Here is a 17,433-nt window from a genome sequence, read left to right as displayed (position 1 = left end):
TATGGTGACGGGGAGAAGGGAGATACCGCAACCCCGGCTCCCTCTTGCCGCCGTTGATAATTGGCGCAAATCGAGACACAGCGCCCCTCTCCCCGTCACTATACGGGAGAGGATGCCGGCAGGCAGGTAAGGGGCAGCGCTGGCTTGGAGACTGGCTCGTCTCAGCGGGAGCGCCGCCGCTCAGCCCCCCAGCGCCTGCTCCAGATCGGCGATCAGATCGTCGCCATCCTCGATGCCCGCCGACAGCCGCACCAGCGAATCCGATATGCCGATCTCTTCGCGCTTTTCCGCCGGGATCGATCCATGCGTCATCAGCGCCGGATGCTCGATCAGGCTCTCCACGCCGCCGAGGCTTTCGGCCAGCGTGAACAATTGCGTGCGTTCGAGGAAGCGTTTCGTGCCGGCGAGGTCGCGGTCGAGCACGGCTGATATCATGCCGCCGAACGCATGCATCTGCTGGACGGCAACGGCATGCTGCGGATGGCTGGCCAGACCGGGATAGATGACCCGGCGCACATCCTTGCGGGCTTCCAGCCACTGCGCGATCTTGAGGCCGTTCGCCGAGTGCCGCTCCATCCTCAGCGCCAATGTCTTGAGGCCGCGCAGGGCGAGAAAACTGTCGAACGGGCCCGAAATGGCGCCGATGGCGTTCTGCAGGAATTTCAGGCGATCGGCCAGATCCTTGTTGTCGCCGACAACAGCCACGCCGCCGACCATGTCGGAATGGCCGTTGAGGTACTTCGTCGTCGAATGCACCACGACGTCGATGCCGAGCTCCAGCGGCCGCTGCAAATAGGGGCTGCAGAATGTGTTGTCGGCGACCGAGAGGATGCCCTTGCGCCTTGCAAGGGCTGCGACGCCTTCGAGATCGACGATGCGCAGCAGCGGGTTGGTCGGCGTCTCGACCCAGAGCATTTTCGTCTCCGGGCGGATTGCCGCCTCTATAACCGCAAGGTCGGTGCAGTCGACGAAGCTCACCTTGAGATCGGCGGAGCGCTTGCGCACACGCTCCATCAGGCGGAAGGAGCCGCCATAGATGTCGTCGGTGGCGACGATGTGGGCGCCGGAATCGAGCAGTTCCAGCACGGTGGCGATCGCCGCCAGCCCGGAGGCGAAGGCGAAGGCAGCCGAGCCGCTTTCGAGATCGGCCACCGCGCGCTCGAAGGCAAAGCGCGTCGGATTCTGGCTCCGGGCATATTCAAAGCCCTTGTGCACGCCGGGCGACTGCTGGCCATAGGTCGAGGTGGCGTAAATCGGCACCATCACCGCTCCGGTCAGGGGATCGTGGCTCTGGCCGCCATGGATGGTGCGGGTGGAGAAGGCCAGGCGGTTCTTTCCGGATGCGGTCATCGTGCACGGCGCCTCAAATGGTTGATCAGGTCGATGCGGGTTATCAGGCCGACGAACTCGTCGCCGTCGAAGATGATGGCGACCTCGTTGCGGTCGAATACCGGCAGCAGCGCGTCCAGCGTCTGGCTGGCCTGCAAAGTATGCAGATTGGAGGTCATCGCCGTGCGTACCGGCGCGTTGAAGCGCTCCCAGCGGCCCTCATAGGGGCCGTCGACCTTGGCCAGAATGTCGCTTTCGTCGACGATGCCGACCAGCTTGCCGTCGTCGAGCACCGGCAGCTGCGAGACATCGGAGCGGCGCATGCGGCCATAGGCGTTGAGCAGGCTTTCGTCCGGACCGACATAGACGGTGTCGCCGGTGCGGTGGGTGCGCATCACCAGGTCGCGCAGGTCGCCATGCTGCTCGTGCTCGGCCAGCCCCTGCTCGGCCAGCCAGAAATCATCGAAGACTTTCGACAGATATTTGTTGCCGCTGTCGCAGACGAAGGTGACGACGCGCTTGGGCGACGTCTGCTCGCGGCAATAGCGCAAGGCGGCCGACAGCAGCGTGCCCGAAGACGAGCCGGCCAGGATGCCTTCCCGGGACAGGAGATCGCGCACCGCCAGCATGCTCTGCTTGTCCGATATGGAATAGGCCTTCTTGACCAGCGACAGCTCGGCATTGGGCGGCACGAAGTCCTCGCCGATGCCTTCCACAGTCCAGCTGCCGGCCTCCACCATCTTGCCGGTCTTGATCAGCGGCGCCAGCACCGAGCCGACCGGATCGGCCAGCACCATTTCCGTCTTCGGCGATGCCTTGGCGAAGAACCGGCCAAGGCCGGTCAGCGTGCCGCCTGAGCCGACGCCGACCACCACCGCGTCGACATCGCCGTCGAGCTGCGAAAAGATTTCCGGACCCGTGGTGGTTTCATGCGCCTCAGGGTTGGCCGGATTGGCGAACTGGTTGGCGTAGAAGGCGCCGGGCAGCTCGGCCGCGATTTTTTCGGCCATGTCCTGATAATATTCGGGGTGGCCCTTGCCGACATCGGAGCGCGTCATGCGCACTTCCGCGCCCAGTGCGCGCAGGTGCTGGATCTTCTCGCGCGACATCTTGTCGGGCACGACCAGGATGATGCGGTAGCCCTTGGGGATGCCGACCTGGGCCAGCCCCAGGCCCGTATTGCCGGCCGTCGCCTCGACAATCGTGCCGCCTGGCTTCAGCCTGCCCTCCTTCTCGGCCGCCGCGATCATCGACAGCGCGATACGGTCCTTGATCGAGCCGCCGGGATTCTGGCTTTCGAGCTTGATGAACAGCCGGCACTTGCCGGTGTCGAATTGGGTCAGCTCGACCACGGGGGTCTGGCCGATCAGGTCGAGCACCGATCCGTAAGGCGGCCGCAGGCGCGACGTTGCGTTTTCCGAAGCGGCGCTTTCCAAAGGGGCGCTATCCGAGGGCGCGATCTTGTGCCTGCTCATATCGATGCTCCATGATCAAGCGGCCGCCTCGTGCAGGGGCGGCAGCGTACCCTCTTTTCCAGCCCTTTGCAGTGGGAAAGAAGATAGATCGTGCCAATCGACCGGCCAGATGGAGAATGAAATTCCGGGTTGCGACGCGCAATGGCTGCAGGACTGTGCGGCACGCCCCCTCTGGCCTGCCGTAGAGCGCCGACGTCAACACTTTACCCCAGCAGCTGCTTGCTCAGCCTCGCACACTGGACGCGAATATCCGGGATGGCGTCGATCTCGAAGAAGGTGCCTCTGGTCAGCGGGCCGACGGCGAGGATTTTCCTGGACACCGTGCCGTCGCCGGCGATGATCTCGCAATTGGCCGTCACGTCGAGGCCGATGCGCAGCGGATCCGGCCGCGCCAGCCCGCGGTCGACCAGCGAGCGCACGACGCTGTTCGACGAGGCCGAGATGTCCCTGACGATACCGGAGCAATCATAGATGCGGGCGACCTCGAACCTCTCCAGCCGCTTGGTGTGGCGCGACTGGACCTGGACCGTGAACTCGCCGCCCGCCGCGATGTCGACGACACGGCCGGCGACGAGGCGGATGCGGCCGGACTGCACGGCTTGCGTGACGCGGGCATGGACCTCGGGCGCCATGCGGTGGCGGTGGATGTCCCACCACGCCTTGGTGTGCTCGACGAAACGACGCTTGGCGGAGGCCGGCCAGTTCTGCCAGATCTTCTGGTTGAACGGGCGAAGGCCGTCGACGACGTCGCGCCAGTCGATGCCGGCCTTCTGGTTTTCCCGGATCAAATCGCGGAACCAGCCGACGAAATAGGAAAGCTGGGTGCCGAGCGGGATATCGGCGACGTCGAGCTTGATCGGATTGCCCTTGCGGTGCGGCGAGGGCAGCAGGCCGCGCCGCGACACCGCGACGATCTCGGCGCGGTGGCCGCGCTGTTCGAGGGCGAGGAACGCGTCGACCATGCTGAGGCCCGTTCCCAGCACCATGACGCTCCGGTCGGGATCGAGCGCGGTGTCGGCCTCAGACCCCATCCGAACCGCATGGCCTTGCCCCATGGCCGGCACCTCGTCATGGCCGGTGGCGAGCACCGCCAGATGGGCGACGACGCTGGTACCGTTGGCGAGCGCCACTTCGACCCCCGAGGCCGTGGGCGAGATCGACAGGCTCTCCTCATGGATCAGCCGAAGCCGTCCGGTCTCCCTCTCGCGCGCCTTGAGATCGTCCAGCAATTCGCCGAGATAACGGGCATAGATGCTGCGCGGCGCGTAGACCGGCGCCTGCTCGGGCGTTGCCAGGCCGCGTTCCACCAGCCAGCGCCAGAAATTGCCGGGATCGTCGGCATAGGCGCTCATGCCGGCGGCGCTGACGTTCAGCACATGCGCGGAGAGCAATGTGGAGTAGGCGATGCCCTGGCCGAAATGCGGGCGCTTCTCGATCAGCGTGACGCGAAGGTCGGGATTGGGCTGTCTCAGCAGATGCGCGGCGAGCACGACCCCGCTGGCGCCGCCGCCGACGATGATGATCGAGTTGCCGCGGCCGCTCATGCCAGCCCCGTGCGACGCGCCGGCGTCAGGCCTTCACCGCAACCGGCAGATCGTCGCTCGCGACCGAGAGGTCGTCGAGGCCCCTTGCGACCCCAAGGTCGTCGAGGCCGATGTCGCGCATCTCGGCGAGGCTGCGCTGGTCGAGCACCTCGGCGATCGCTTGCCGGACTTCCAGCATCAGATGTCGAACCTGGCATGTCGCCTCGTTACAGTCTTCGCAGCGCTGGTATTGGGTACGGCTGGCGCAAGGGATCGGCGCCAGCGGGCCGTCGAGCACACGCACGACATGGCCGACCCTGATTTCCTCCGGTGGCCGCGCCAGGCGATAGCCGCCATCCTTGCCTTTGCGGCTCTGCACGAAACCGGCATTGCGCAATTCGCCCAGGATGGCGTCGAGAAACTTCTTCGGGATGCTGTTGCCGGTCGCGATGTCGTTGACGAAGGCAAGCTGCCCGGCCGGCATCCGCGCCAGATGGACGAGCGCCTTGAGGCCGTACTTGCCTTTCTTGGTGAGCATGATCCGAACGTTTCTCTGTCATGCGATGGCTCGAGGCCATCCTTTGCGAAACGCCTGGCGTGCCTCCCGCCGCGCTCAAGCATCCATGACGCATAAATTCTACCAACATGATATACAAGCCAATCGCGATTGATCTTGCTTGATTTCAAGCCATTGCGGCCATTTTGGACCTGACTTGTGACTCCGGGGACACAAACCGTGGCCCGACGGCCTGAGACTGATGCCGCCGGCGATCGCCGCGATATGGGTGGGTATGACCTCTCATCGCCGCCTCCAGGTTCTATGTCGATAAGTTTACTATACTTAAACGCGAACAGGCGGAACATGTTTTTAAATTCCCATCCGTCTGAAGCATGGATTTGCCTTTCAAGCGGCTGCAGTGTGAATTCTCGTTCTCGATCGGTGGCCGGTAGCGGGGCCGAGCTTCCCGAACGTGATGACGTCGCCACTCTTGAAGCGCCATAGCCGCCAAATCCGCTTGGGGACCTCGGCACCGGCAGCTTTTTCCAACAAATCCAGCCCCGCTAGAAGAATTTAACTCTACAAGAACCATAGAATTAGCGAACTATCATGAAGCAATCCGGTTTTCCCCTGTTTCATGGAGCCCTTGATGTCCACCACCATTTCGCGACGCATCCTTCTCCTGTCTACGGCCGCACTTGCCGGCGCCGCCTTCCTCGGCCCGGCTTTTGCCGACGACCTCAAGATCACCATCGGCTACCAGACGGTGGTCGAACCCTCCAAGGTGCCGCAGGCCGATGGTGCCTATGAAAAGGCCACCAAGGCCGCCATCGACTGGCGCAAATTCGATTCCGGCGCCGATGTCATCGCCGCGGTCGCATCCGGCTCGGTCGACATCGGCTATGTCGGTTCGAGCCCGCTGGCGGCGGCGGCGAGCCGCGAATTGCCGGTCCAGACAATCTTCGTCGTCGGCCTGATCGGGCCATCCGAGGCCCTGGTCGCACGCAACGGCGCCGGCATCGAGAAGGTCACCGACCTCGCCGGCAAGAAGGTGGCCGTGCCCTTCGTCTCGACGACGCATTACAGCCTGCTTGCCGCGCTGAAACATGAGAATGTCGACCCGAAATCGGTCGAGATCCTCAATCTCAGGCCGCCGGAAATCGCCGCTGCCTTTTCGCGCGGCGATATCGATGCGGCTTATGTCTGGGATCCGGCGCTCGGCCAGATCAAGACATCAGGCAAGGTGGTGCTGGATTCCTCCCAGGTCGCCGCCTGGGGCGCGCCGACCTTCGACGCCTGGATCGTGCGCACCGACTTTGCCGAAAAGAACCCGGAAGCGGTGCGCGACTTCGTCAAGGTGACGGGTGCGGCCTATGCCGAGTACCTGGTCAAGCCCGATGCCTGGTCGGCAGCGTCGCCGCAGGCGGCCGAGATCGCCAAGCTGACCGGCGCCAAGGTCGAGGAAGTGCCTGAACTGCTCAAGGGCTATGTCTTCCCGACACTCGAAGAACAAGCCTCCGACAAGTTCCTCGGCGGCGGCACGGTCAAGGCGATCGCGGCCGCGTCCGCCTTCCTCAAGGAGCAGGGCAAGGTAGACGCCGTGCTGCCGGACTATTCGAAATATGTGACATCGAAATACGTCACCGAGGCGCTGGCCTCGAACTGACCCGAGCGTTGGAGCGCCCCATGCCACGACGGGCAGGTGGCGCCCCGATGAGACGCGCGCGGCTTTCCTGACGCCGCGTGTCGTCTATCCCGGAGCCGCTGACGAGGCTCTGCTTCGGGCAGGCGGACTTCAACGAACTCCTGCGAGGGCTCATGTCGCATCTCGTGCTCGACAGAATCTCGATCCACTATGACGGCCAGCCCGCACCCGCCGTCGAGCGGGTATCGATCGACGTCGCCAGCGATGACTTCGTCGTCCTTGTCGGCCGTTCCGGCTGCGGCAAGACCTCGCTGCTCAATGTAGCCGCCGGCTTTGTCGCGCCGGCACGCGGCACGGCCGCGATCGACGGCCGGCCGATCGCAGCACCCGGTTCGGACCGTGCGGTGGTGTTCCAGAACGACGCGCTGTTTCCTTGGCTGACGGCGCGCGAGAACGTCGCCTTCGCGCTCAGGCTGCGCGGTGTCGGGCCATCCGAGCGGGCGCGCCGCGCCGACGAATTGCTCGGCCTGGTCAAGCTCACCGATGCCGGCGACAAGCGCATCTGGGAGCTGTCCGGCGGCATGCGCCAGCGCGTCGGCCTTGCCCGGGCGCTGGCTGCCGAGCCGCAATTCCTGCTGCTCGACGAGCCGCTCGGCGCGCTCGATGCGCTGACGCGCGAGCGCATGCAGACGACGCTGCTCGACCTGTGGACAACAAGCAATGTCGGCGTGCTGATGGTCACGCACGGCATCGACGAGGCGCTCGTGCTCGCCACCCGCATCGTCGTCCTGGCGCCCGGGCCGGGCCGGGTGGTGCGGATCTTGGAGCCGGGCTTCTCCAGGCGCTACGCAGCGGGCGAGGCCATCCGCGCCATCAAGGCCGATCCTGGCTTCGCCGCGGCGCGCGGCGAACTGACCGACGCGATCTTCGAGGGAGAGGCGGCATGACCATTTTCTCCTCCTACACCGAACGCTCCGGCTCCAGGACCGAAGAGGCCGACGGCCTGTCGGTGCCATGGTCGCGCCCGGTCCCGAAGCGCAAGGGCGTTTCGGCGCGCATGGTCAGCGCGGCCACCATTCTTCTGGTGCTGGCGCTTTGGACGCTGTCGGCCCGCCTGCAACTGGTGTCGCCGGTATTCCTGCCCTCGCCTGTCGCGGTGTGGAACAAATTCATCATCGTCGCCCGCGATGGCTTTGTCGACGCAACGCTCGTCCAGCATATCGCCGCCAGCCTGGGGCGGGTGTTCGCCGCGCTCATCGCGGCGCTCCTCGTCGGCGTGCCGGTTGGCCTCGCCATCGGCATCAGCACCGTCGGCCGCGGCATTTTCGATCCGCTGCTGGAATTCCTGCGGCCGATCCCGCCGCTCGCCTATCTGCCGCTGGTCATCATCTGGTTCGGCATCGGCGAGCCGTCCAAGGTCCTGGTGATAGCCATCGCCATGCTGGCGCCGGTGGCCTTGTCGACCGCGTCCGGCGTCCGCGGCGTCTCGCAGGAGCGCATCAACGCCGCGCGTTCGCTTGGCGCGACGAGGCGCCAGGTGGTCCGCCACGTGATCCTGCCCAGCGCGCTGCCGTCGATCCTGACCGGACTGCGCATCGCGCTCGGCGCCGGGTGGTCCACGCTGGTCGCCGCCGAACTGGTGGCGGCGACGCGCGGGCTTGGCTTCATGATCCAGTCGGCGGCGCAGTTCCTGGTCACCGACGTGGTGGTCATGGGCATTTTGGTGATCGCGGCCATCGCCTTCGTGCTCGAATTCGCCATCCGCAGGATCGAGCGCGCGCTCGTGCCGTGGGCGGGACGCGAATGATCGGGAAACGGAGATGACGATGACCCATTCCACCGCCATGCTGTTCGCCCATTTCGGCACCTGGCTGCTGGGCCTGACATCCGATGGCAAGGCGATAGAGGAGGACAAGGCGACAAGGGAGGACGGTCCGCGCTCGCCGGCGCCCGTCCGACTCCCGGCCGGGCGTGACCGCCTGCCGCCGCGAGACGAAAGCTTCTACTGGGCCTGGCAGTACTGGTCGCAGTGAGAGCGGCTCAACCGCGCGAACGGTTCGCCCACACGAGCTCGGCGAGACCGACCAGCATGACGATGATGCCGATGGTGAGCCATTGCGACTGGCCGGTCATGAAGCTGCCGCCGATCGCGCCGATGCCTTGCAGCGACCACAGCGCGCCGACCGCCAGCACAATCAATGCCAGCAGATTTTTGATCAGTCTCATTGCCGGATTCTCCTTCCGAAGTTGATCGGTCGCGTCGTCGCCACCGCGATGAAAGAAGCAAAGGAATCGGTTCGGCAGCAGCATCTTCTACTTGGATGTTGCCGCTCGATCTTGTCAAACAAGACATGGATATCCGCTGGAACATCATCGTGAGTTGATCGCCGACCGTCGGGAAATCACTGACAGACTGTTACCGGGCGACTCTAAACGTGTGCCGATGCCATGGAACTGCCGGATGATTGCCGCATTTCGTGCCTTATTGTCTCCGTAACGGCTGGGGCCTGTCAAAAACGGAGCCTTCCCCCAAATATGAATAACAACAACCGGACCGCGCTTGCCGCGGTGACGATCGCTGCTGGCCTGATGGTCGGCGCCTCCGCCACTCCAGCCGCCTCCGCCGCCGGCCAATGCGGCCGCGCTTCCTGGTACGCCCTGCACTCCAGGACCGCGTCGGGTGAACGAATGAACCCTTCGGCCTTGACCGCCGCCCACCGCACGCTGCCTTTCGGCACCAAGCTGCGGGTCACCAACCAGAACAATGGCCGCAGCGTCGTGGTGCGCATCAACGATCGCGGACCGTTCATCCGGGGACGCGTGCTCGACCTGTCGAAGGGTGCCGCCGGCCAGCTCGGCTTCATCGGTTCGGGCCACACCGCGGTCTGCATGGCGCGCGTCTGACCACCACTGCCCGGCCCGAGGGCCGGGCCGCCTGGCCTTCGCACCTGCACAATGAGCCGGCTTGTACCGTCCAAGGCTGATTTCCAACGCTTTGGACCAAGAATGCGTATAGATCACGCCACGTGACGTATTGCATCGCAGCAATTAGTTGTTAACTTCCCCGCGAGACAGTTAGGGCCAGGCACTGCTCGCCGCCCCTTCGGTCGCAGGCCGCAGCGGGGTAAACGGATGTTCTACCAGCTCTATGAAATGAACCACGCCGCCCTGCAGCCGGCCCGTCTCTATGCCGATGCGGTGCGGCTGTTCTATTCCAACCCGCTCAATCCGTTCTCGCACACGTCCTGGGGCCGCTCGATCGCGGCGGGCGCCGAGTTGTTCGAGCGCACCACGCGCCGCTACGGCAAGCCGCAATTCGGCCTCGACAAGACGGTGGTCGACTGGAAGAGCGTGGCAGTGACCGAGAAGATCGTCTGGTCACGACCGTTCTGCAACCTGGTGCGTTTCGAGCGCGCCGTGCCCGCCGGGCGGCGGCGCGATCCGAAGCTTCTGATCGTGGCGCCGATGTCGGGCCACTATGCGACGCTGCTGCGCGGCACGGTCGAAGCCATGCTGCCCCATGCCGACGTGCACATCACCGACTGGATCGACGCCCGCATGGTGCCGACGGCCGACGGCCAATTCGATCTCGACGACTATATCGACTATGTCGTCGACATGCTGCATGTGCTGGGCCCCGACACGCATGTGATGGCTGTTTGCCAGCCTTCCGTGCCGGTGCTGGCGGCCGTGGCGCTGATGGAAACGCGCGGCGACCCCTTCGTTCCTGCGACGATGACCCTGATGGGCGGGCCGATCGACACGCGCCGCAACCCGACCGCGGTCAACCTTCTGGCCGAGGAGAAGGGCATAGACTGGTTCCGCGACAATGTCGTGATGCGCGCGCCCTGGCCGGTGCCGGGCTTCGGCCGCGAGGTCTATCCCGGCTTCCTGCAGCTTTCGGGCTTCATGAGCATGAACCTCGACCGCCACATCATCGCCCACAAGGACTTCTTCATGCACCTTGTGAAGCATGATGGCGACAGCGCCGAGAAGCACCGCGACTTCTACGACGAATATCTGGCGGTGATGGACCTGACGGCTGAGTTCTACCTGCAGACGGTCGACACGGTGTTTGTCCGGCATGCCTTGCCCAAGGGCGAGATGACGCATCGCGGCACGCCCATCGATCCCTCGGCCATCCGCAATGTCGCGCTGTTCACGGTGGAGGGCGAGAACGACGACATTTCCGGCCTTGGCCAGACGCGGGCGGCGCACGATCTGTGCGTCAACATTCCCGCCGACAGGAAGGCGCATTACATGCAGCCCGCGGTCGGGCACTACGGCGTCTTCAACGGGTCGCGCTTCCGCGCCGAGATCGTGCCGCGCATCGTCGACTTCATCACCAGCTATGGCCGCCAGAACCGGGTCGCCGTGAAACCGAAGCTGGTCCGCACCGCCAAAAGATAGGCAGCCTGCATTGCCGGCCCGATAGCGCCGGACAGGCCGGGCAGGCCTGTCGCACGGGTGCCGCTGCCATGCGTCTCGCGGGTAACCATGTCGCAAATCACCCAATCGTGGTAATTGACACGGACTGTAGATCGCCCTTAACCTTTCATTAATAACAAGGGCGAGCGGGGACAATGAATTCCTCACCAATGGCGCGAGCGCTTCGTGCGTGCGCAGTAGCCGGACTGGCGGCAATGATGGGAGGCTGGGTGGCACCGGCCCTGGCGGCCGGAGCGATGACGACCGGCGGCGTCGCGTCGCAACCGATCGGCCATTATGATTTCTGCAGGCTCAATGCCCGCGAATGCGCAATCCGTCCCAGCAATCTGGCGCCGGCCGCGATGACGGACAGGTTGTGGCGCAAGCTGGCCAAGGTCACCGCCAGGGTGAATGCCGCCGTCAAGCCGATGAGCGACATGGACATCTATGGCAAGGACGAGGTCTGGGCCTATCCCGCCAAGGGCGTCGGCGACTGCGAGGACTATGTGCTGGAGAAACGGCGCCTGCTGTCCCGAATGGGTATATCGCTTGCCGATCTTCTCATCACCGTGGTGCGCAAACCCGACGGCGAAGGGCACTCGGTGCTGACGGTGCGCACCGACAGGGGCGACTATGTGCTCGACAATCTGACCGACAAGGTCAAGGCCTGGGACGACACCGGCTACCATTTCCTCAAGCGCCAGGCGATCGACAACACCGGCCGCTGGGTCTCGATCCGCGGCGGCCAGCAGGTGCTGGTGGGGTCCGTGGAGTAGGGACTGCGGCGGGCGGCGCGCCCAACCGCCGGATGTCGGCCCCGCCCCTCATTGCCCTGCCGGGCATTTCTCCCCGTATAGTGACGGGGAGAAAGAGGCTGTCATCGACGATTTCCCCAATTGCCGACGTCGCAAGAAATACGCCAAGGGCGCGGCTGTCTCCCTTCTCCCCGTGCTATACGGGGAGAAGGTGCCGGCAGGCGGATCAGGGGCGGCGCCGACGTTGCAGTCACGCGCCTCGCGCACTCCCCAAAAAATTCCCACACCCTCCATGAACCATTTCGGCCCGGCCGGCGACACACAGCCGTGAACCGAAACCAACCATGGAGACTTCAAATGACTGCTTTCCTGCGTAACACCCTTCTCGCCGCCGTCGCGGTGTCGGGCATGGCCGGATCCGCTCTGGCCGATCAGACCATTCGAAGCTGCGCCAACACCAATCTCAACGACCTGTGGAGCGGCCGCTGTTGCGGCGCCGCCGGCGCATCGGACTGCCTTGGCGGCGGCAATGGTGGCCGCGGCCATGGTGATCACGGCCGCAGTGGCAATGGCGGCAGCACGGCCGGCAAGAACTGATCTCATCAAGGCGGCCCGCCGGCTGCTGCTGGCGGGCACCGTTTCGCGATCGGGAGCTCAGCCGCCGCGAGAGCCGGGCAAACCCGGCCTACCGCCGCCGCCCCAGCGCCGCGCGGATAGAGGCGGTTATGCGGCGCAGTTCCTCCTCGTCGAGCTTTTCGATGTTCTCAGCCAGGAGGTTGGCAAGCTCGGTCGCGGCCGGGCTCAGGCCCGACGTGTCGAGCCTGACGCGCGGATGCGAGCCTTCGGCCAGTCGCGCCAGTTCCTCGGCGTCGTCCCAGATGATGTTGAAATAGCCGATGATCTTCTGGATAAGCGTCCAGGTCGGCGCGCCGCGCCTTCCATGCTCGAGCGCCGACAGATAGGCGGCGCTGACGCCGATGGCGGCGGCCATGTCCTTCTGGGTGACGCCGCGCTCGGCCCTCAGCGCCCGCAGCCTCTCGCCGAACGGGGTCACGACCCCATCCTCACGACCGGACCCGCCGCAGCCTGACATAGAGCGCGCCCGAGCCGCCATGGTTGCGCGCGGCATGGTCGTGACTGGAGACCAGCGGCCGGAACGCCGGCGTCGACAGCCAGGCCGGCACCGCGCGGCGCAGCACGCCGTCGCCGCCCGACGACGAGCCCTTGCCGGTGATGACCAGGACGTAACGGATGCCGCCGGCATGCGCGCGGCGCAGGAAGGAGAACAGCAGCGAATAGGCTTCGTCCTGCGTCATGCCGTGCAGGTCGACGCGGCCTTCGATGGGCAGCCGGCCTTTCGACAGTTTGTCCAACGTCGGCTCGTCGAGCGCATGGGAGACATGCTGGGCCTTCGGCTTCGCCGCGCCTGCCGGACCGGCAACGGGCCGGGCTTGTTGCGCCGGCGCCGGTTTCGCCTCGATGCCGAAATCCGGGACAGGCACGGCGGCCTTGCCCTTCAGCGGCTTGGCCGTGCGCGCCACCAGGTTCCACAGCACCCGGTCGTCCTCGCTCAACCTGTCGCTGCGGCGGGTCATGGCTTCGACCCCGAGACGAGCGGGCGCGGCACCAGTGCGTAGAAATCGGCCGGATTGCGCACCACGCCGGCGATCTCGCCGGCGGCGTCGCCCGACCCGGCGAAGAGATCTCCGCGCGCCGGCCCAGTGATGGCGGAGCCGGTGTCCTGCGCGATCATCAGGCACCGGAACGGTTTTGCCTCGAAAGCCGTCAGCGATGGCGCGTCGATGTAGAAGGGCGTGCCGAATGTGTGCAGCAGCCGGTCGACGGCGATCGAGCGGCCCGGCGTCAACGGCACCTTGGCGGCGGCGATCGGCCCGAGCGTTGCGTCCTCGACCGCGGCCTCGCGGAAGAAGATATAGGAACGGTTCCGCCACAGGATCTCGTCGACGCGGCCGGGATGCGCCCTGAACCAGGCGCGGATCGACTGCATCGTCACGTTTTCCAGCGGGATCTCGCCGAGCTCGCTCAACACCTTGCCGGGTCCGGTGAAGCGCTGGCCGGACTTGGCCGCATAGGTGACGCGGCACAGCCTGCCGTCGGTCATGAGAAGCCGCGCCGCGCCCTGCACATGGATGAAGAATGCATCGACCCTGTCGGCCAGCCAGGCGATCTCCAGTCCCTTGCCGGCGAGCGCGCCGCGCTCGATCGCGCCACGGTCGAAATATTCGGCCGGCCCGTCCGGCGTCCGGCGCGCGAAAGCGAGATAGGGGTCCATTCCGTCGGGCCGGTTGGCGTCGTCGATGTCGACGAGATCGGCGGGACGCGACAGCAGCGGCACGGCAAAACGCTCCGTGCGCACCGGCGAGGCCTCGACCTCCGGTTCGTAGAAGCCGGTGACGAGGCCGGCGCCGGTCTCTGGACGCACCTGCATGGGGACGAAATGACGCTCGAAGAAGGCGCGGGCCTCCGACCGGCTGGCAGGAGGGGCCGCGCGCGCCTCGGCATAGGCACCGGCAAAGGCGTCAAAGTCGACGCCGAGCGCGCCGCTGCGATAGGGCTTGGCCAGGACATGGAAGGCGGAGCGGCGAAAGGCCTCGAAGGCCGCCAGATGGTCGTCGTCATCCCAGCCGGGCAGAGCGCCGAAGGATCTTTCGCTGAATGCCTGATGGAAGGACACGACAGGCCCGCCGCGGTCAGGGATTCAATCTTCTTCTTCGGTGGCGACGAGCTTCCAGTTCGGGTCGCGCGAGCGCGTGTCGCGGGCGAAGGTCCAGACGTCCTTGACCTCGGCGACGGTTTCGGGGTCGCCGTCGATGACCGCACCGGCCTTGTCGCGCGTCGCCGAAATCAGCTCGCTGATGATGCGCAGCGTGACATGCGCCTCGCCGCCCTTCATCTCGGCCGAGACGATGTCGGCCTTGTCGATGCCGACGAAGGAAGACTGGATCTTTTCCGACCGCGCCTCGCGCTCGCCGATCGCGGCGACGAAACCGTCATAGACATCGCGCGACAGAAGGTTCTTCAGCGTTTTGCGATCGCCGTCGGCATAGGCCATGACGATCATCTCGTAAGCCATCTTGGCGCCGTCGACGAAACCCTTCGGGTCGAAGGACGGATCGTTGTCCTTGATCGTGCGCAGGCCCTTGTTGAGGTCGGTTCCGGGCTTGGCAAAGGCGTCGATGGCCGCATAGACCTCGCCGGCCGGCTCGCCGGGCTGACGCTTGCGCGGCAGCGACACTACATTCTCGGATTTCTGCGCATCCTTGTCGCCGGTGCGGGCGGCGGTATAGGGATCGAAAGGCGGCCGTTCGCTGCCGGTACGACGGCCCAGCACATTGCGCAGCTGGAAAAAGATCACAACTGCCGCAATCAGAAAGAAAATCGTGCCGAAGTCGAAGAAACCCATATCTTCCGCCAATCAATCCTGCCCTCGGCCGGACCGCCCGGCCAACAGGGCAGCGGTCGCATAGCGTTCAACATGCAAACCATATAGAACGCAAGGCGCAATCATTCAAATCAAAGGCAGCCATACCTATCTAACAGCCTCGGCGCCAGCGGCCGGCGGCCGCTGGCGGGCAAAGCAGACCAACGCCAGAACGATCGGAAGGATCGGCAAGACTTGCGCATTTCGTTATTTCCCGTTTTTCTTCTGGCGCTTCCGCTGCTGGAGATCGCCGGCTTCGTCATAGTCGGGCGCCAGATCGGCGCGCTGGCGACGGTCGGCCTGGTGCTCGCGTCGAGCATCGCCGGGGCGCTGCTGCTCAGGCATCAGGGTTTTGGCGTCATGAGCCGCATCAGCACCGAGATGGGCGCCGGCCGCGATCCGAGCCGCCAGCTCGCGCACGGCGCCATGATCGTGCTCGCCGCGATCCTGCTGATCATCCCGGGCTTCATATCGGACATTTTCGGCATTCTCCTGTTCCTGCCGCCGGTGCGCGATCTTGCCTGGCGCAGGCTCAAGGGCCGCATCGTGGTGGCGACGAATTTCTCGGCCGGCGGCTTCCGCGGCCGGCCGCGCGACAAGGTCATCGACCTCGACGACGGCGATTATTCGCGCGAAGACGATTTCAAGCGCGGGCCGGACCACAATTCGCCATGGCGCCGCCTGAAGGACGACTGAGGCTATTGATCAGGTGATGCCGGCCTGACCTGAATCTCGACACAGACGAGGCCATTCCCGTCGCAGGGCGGCAAACCTTGTCTTGTCATGCCGGCCATGGTAGCGAACGCCCGATTTCAATTCGGTCAGCAATGCTGCCCAGGCAAAAGGACACAAGGCTCATGGCCAGCAAAGATGACGCGCCGGTCGGCGCCAACGGAAACGGCAATACGGCGCAGCCCTCGCTCAACGTCCTTGCCCAGTATGTGAAGGACCTTTCCTTCGAAAGCCCCGGCGCGCCGAACTCGCTGCGCGGCCGCGACAAGGCGCCCGGCATCGCCATCAACGTCAACGTCAACGCCAATCCGCTCTCCGACAAGCAGTTCGACGTCAACCTGACGCTGAACGCCAAGGCGTCCTTCGACCAGGAAGTGCTGTTCAATGTCGAGCTGGTCTATGGCGGCGTTTTCGCCATCAGCGGCTTCCCGCAGGAACACATGCTGCCGATCCTGTTCATCGAATGCCCGCGGCTGCTGTTCCCGTTCGCCCGGCAGATCATCGCCGAGGCGACGCGCAATGGCGGCTTCCCGCCGCTGATGCTCGACCCGATCGATTTCGCGCAGATGTTCCAGCAGAAGCTGGCGGAGGACCAGGCAGCGTCGAAGGTCCAGGTGAGCTGATTCCGGCTCGTACGAATATTGCAGAAAGACCCGGCCTCGCGCCGGGTTTTTCGTTTTAGAGGCTGGTGTGGCCGGTTTGGCCGCAGAGCCCCCGACCTCGTCATCCTAGGGTCTCCGCGACGTCGCTTCGCTCCTGCTCCGCCGTAGGATGACGAAGGCGAGGAGAACGACGCGTCTTAGGCGCCCATCACCTTCAGCCACAGCGCCTTCTCGCCAAGCGTGGCGACCATGCCGGCATGCGCCGCGCGCTCGGCTTCGCTCAGGCGCGGTGGCAGGGCGATCGGCCGCGCGCCGACCGAGATATCGATGTCTGCCACTTCGCCCGCGCCGTTCATCTGCACGGCAACGGTGTCCAGGATCAGAGCCGTCTGCTTGCCGCCAATCAGCTCGATATAGACTTCGGCCAACAGCTCCGAATCCAGCAAGGCGCCGTGCTTGGTGCGCCGCGCATTGTCGATGCCGTAGCGCCGGCAGAGCGCGTCGAGCGAATTGGGACCCATCGGATGCCTGCGCCGCGCCAGCGCCAGCGTGTCGACGACGCGCCCGATGTCGACGGCCGGATGGCCGAGCCGGCCGAACTCGACATTGAGGAAGCCGATGTCGAAGGTGGCATTGTGGGCGACCAGCTTGGCGCCGTCGGTGAAGGCGATCCACTCCTCGACGATCTCGGCGAAGGACGGCTTGCCTTGCAGGTCCGCCATGCTGATGCCGTGCACGGCCTGCGCCTCGGCGTGGATCGAGCGGCCCTGCGGGTTGATGTAGTGGTGGAAAGTCTTGCCGGTCGGAAAGCGGTTGACCAGCTCGACGCCGCCAAGCTCGATGATGCGGTCGTCGCGCATGTCGAGGCCGGTGGTTTCCGTATCGAAAATGATCTCACGCATCGAATCAGTCGCTCCTGGCAAGCAGAATCGTGAGAGCGGAACAAAATGGCAATGGGCAATGACTTTTTTCCTTCTCCCCTGTGGGAGAAGGAAAAGAGGCG

The 17,433-nt window shown here is 65.1% G+C and carries 20 protein-coding genes; 10 read left to right on the top strand and 10 right to left on the bottom strand.

What is annotated here, in order from left to right; translation table 11 throughout:
- Positions 1–180: 180 nt before the first annotated feature.
- The 4 genes from ACIU1A_RS28035 to ACIU1A_RS28020 form a co-directional block, all read right to left on the bottom strand.
- Positions 181–1,350 carry a trans-sulfuration enzyme family protein gene (locus ACIU1A_RS28035; RefSeq protein WP_404925795.1) on the bottom strand — a complete coding sequence of 390 codons (1,170 nt, stop codon included), beginning with the start codon at positions 1,348–1,350 and terminating at the stop codon, positions 181–183.
- A complete protein-coding gene (locus tag ACIU1A_RS28030) occupies positions 1,347–2,804 on the bottom strand; it encodes a pyridoxal-phosphate dependent enzyme (RefSeq protein ID WP_140524460.1) in 1,458 nt (485 codons plus the stop codon). The genes ACIU1A_RS28035 and ACIU1A_RS28030 overlap by 4 nt, the downstream gene beginning before the upstream one ends.
- Before the next feature lie 203 nt (positions 2,805–3,007).
- A complete protein-coding gene (locus ACIU1A_RS28025; protein ID WP_404925794.1) occupies positions 3,008–4,348 on the bottom strand; it encodes an FAD/NAD(P)-binding protein in 1,341 nt (446 codons plus the stop codon).
- A gap of 25 nt (positions 4,349–4,373) precedes the next feature.
- Positions 4,374–4,865 carry an Rrf2 family transcriptional regulator gene (locus tag ACIU1A_RS28020; RefSeq protein WP_140563855.1) on the bottom strand — a complete coding sequence of 164 codons (492 nt, stop codon included), beginning with the start codon at positions 4,863–4,865 and terminating at the stop codon, positions 4,374–4,376.
- A gap of 610 nt (positions 4,866–5,475) precedes the next feature.
- Here ACIU1A_RS28020 and tauA point away from each other — a divergent pair.
- The 4 genes from tauA to ACIU1A_RS28000 all read left to right on the top strand — a co-directional run bounded on the left by tauA (position 5,476) and on the right by ACIU1A_RS28000 (position 8,504).
- Positions 5,476–6,492, top strand: coding sequence for a taurine ABC transporter substrate-binding protein (gene tauA / locus ACIU1A_RS28015; protein ID WP_404925793.1), 1,017 nt, complete (start codon positions 5,476–5,478; stop codon positions 6,490–6,492).
- A 152-nt stretch (positions 6,493–6,644) separates the two neighbouring features.
- Positions 6,645–7,418, top strand: coding sequence for a taurine ABC transporter ATP-binding protein (locus tag ACIU1A_RS28010; RefSeq protein ID WP_404925792.1), 774 nt, complete (start codon positions 6,645–6,647; stop codon positions 7,416–7,418).
- The gene (locus ACIU1A_RS28005; protein ID WP_140559162.1) at positions 7,415–8,278 is read left to right on the top strand and encodes an ABC transporter permease subunit; all 864 of its coding nucleotides are present in this window, start codon (positions 7,415–7,417) and stop codon (positions 8,276–8,278) included. The genes ACIU1A_RS28010 and ACIU1A_RS28005 overlap by 4 nt, the downstream gene beginning before the upstream one ends.
- A gap of 19 nt (positions 8,279–8,297) precedes the next feature.
- Positions 8,298–8,504 carry a hypothetical protein gene (locus tag ACIU1A_RS28000; protein ID WP_140491853.1) on the top strand — a complete coding sequence of 69 codons (207 nt, stop codon included), beginning with the start codon at positions 8,298–8,300 and terminating at the stop codon, positions 8,502–8,504.
- A gap of 7 nt (positions 8,505–8,511) precedes the next feature.
- Here the strand turns inward: ACIU1A_RS28000 and ACIU1A_RS27995 are convergent, their stop codons facing one another.
- Positions 8,512–8,781: a hypothetical protein gene (locus tag ACIU1A_RS27995; RefSeq protein ID WP_404925791.1), complete on the bottom strand. Its 270-nt coding sequence runs from the start codon at positions 8,779–8,781 to the stop codon at positions 8,512–8,514.
- 225 nt (positions 8,782–9,006) lie between these two features.
- On the opposite strand from ACIU1A_RS27995, the gene ACIU1A_RS27990 reads away from it, so the two are divergent.
- From ACIU1A_RS27990 to ACIU1A_RS27975, 4 genes are all read left to right on the top strand, one after another.
- A complete protein-coding gene (locus ACIU1A_RS27990; RefSeq protein ID WP_140491856.1) occupies positions 9,007–9,375 on the top strand; it encodes a septal ring lytic transglycosylase RlpA family protein in 369 nt (122 codons plus the stop codon).
- Between the two features lie 228 nt (positions 9,376–9,603).
- On the top strand, positions 9,604–10,881 hold the full coding sequence (locus ACIU1A_RS27985) for a polyhydroxyalkanoate depolymerase (protein WP_140662595.1): 1,278 nt from the start codon (positions 9,604–9,606) through the stop codon (positions 10,879–10,881).
- A 173-nt stretch (positions 10,882–11,054) separates the two neighbouring features.
- Positions 11,055–11,675 carry a transglutaminase-like cysteine peptidase gene (locus ACIU1A_RS27980; protein ID WP_404925790.1) on the top strand — a complete coding sequence of 207 codons (621 nt, stop codon included), beginning with the start codon at positions 11,055–11,057 and terminating at the stop codon, positions 11,673–11,675.
- A gap of 336 nt (positions 11,676–12,011) precedes the next feature.
- The gene (locus ACIU1A_RS27975; RefSeq protein WP_404925789.1) at positions 12,012–12,251 is read left to right on the top strand and encodes a hypothetical protein; all 240 of its coding nucleotides are present in this window, start codon (positions 12,012–12,014) and stop codon (positions 12,249–12,251) included.
- 88 nt (positions 12,252–12,339) lie between these two features.
- Here the strand turns inward: ACIU1A_RS27975 and ACIU1A_RS27970 are convergent, their stop codons facing one another.
- From ACIU1A_RS27970 to ACIU1A_RS27955, 4 genes are read right to left on the bottom strand one after another with little or no spacing between them, the layout of a single operon-like run.
- On the bottom strand, positions 12,340–12,708 hold the full coding sequence (locus ACIU1A_RS27970) for a helix-turn-helix domain-containing protein (RefSeq protein WP_140514107.1): 369 nt from the start codon (positions 12,706–12,708) through the stop codon (positions 12,340–12,342).
- Positions 12,709–12,718: 10 nt separating this feature from the next.
- Positions 12,719–13,249, bottom strand: a complete 531-nt coding sequence (locus tag ACIU1A_RS27965) for a Smr/MutS family protein (RefSeq protein ID WP_404925788.1) — start codon at positions 13,247–13,249, stop codon at positions 12,719–12,721.
- On the bottom strand, positions 13,246–14,349 hold the full coding sequence (locus ACIU1A_RS27960; protein ID WP_404925787.1) for a murein transglycosylase A: 1,104 nt from the start codon (positions 14,347–14,349) through the stop codon (positions 13,246–13,248). The genes ACIU1A_RS27965 and ACIU1A_RS27960 overlap by 4 nt, the downstream gene beginning before the upstream one ends.
- Before the next feature lie 24 nt (positions 14,350–14,373).
- A complete protein-coding gene (locus ACIU1A_RS27955; protein ID WP_140514105.1) occupies positions 14,374–15,078 on the bottom strand; it encodes a Tim44/TimA family putative adaptor protein in 705 nt (234 codons plus the stop codon).
- 213 nt (positions 15,079–15,291) lie between these two features.
- On the opposite strand from ACIU1A_RS27955, the gene ACIU1A_RS27950 reads away from it, so the two are divergent.
- Positions 15,292–15,792, top strand: coding sequence for an FxsA family protein (locus ACIU1A_RS27950; protein ID WP_140625318.1), 501 nt, complete (start codon positions 15,292–15,294; stop codon positions 15,790–15,792).
- Positions 15,793–15,953: 161 nt separating this feature from the next.
- On the top strand, positions 15,954–16,451 hold the full coding sequence (gene secB / locus ACIU1A_RS27945) for a protein-export chaperone SecB (RefSeq protein WP_140491875.1): 498 nt from the start codon (positions 15,954–15,956) through the stop codon (positions 16,449–16,451).
- A 176-nt stretch (positions 16,452–16,627) separates the two neighbouring features.
- Here the strand turns inward: secB and dnaQ are convergent, their stop codons facing one another.
- Positions 16,628–17,332, bottom strand: coding sequence for a DNA polymerase III subunit epsilon (dnaQ, locus tag ACIU1A_RS27940; protein WP_404925786.1), 705 nt, complete (start codon positions 17,330–17,332; stop codon positions 16,628–16,630).
- Positions 17,333–17,433 lie beyond the last annotated feature (101 nt).

Source organism: Mesorhizobium maamorense (genome assembly GCF_044998965.1).
Classification (GTDB): Bacteria; Pseudomonadota; Alphaproteobacteria; order Rhizobiales; family Rhizobiaceae; genus Mesorhizobium.
The sequence above is the reverse complement of the archived record's forward strand: the minus strand, read 5'-3'. Positions and strand labels throughout refer to the sequence as shown.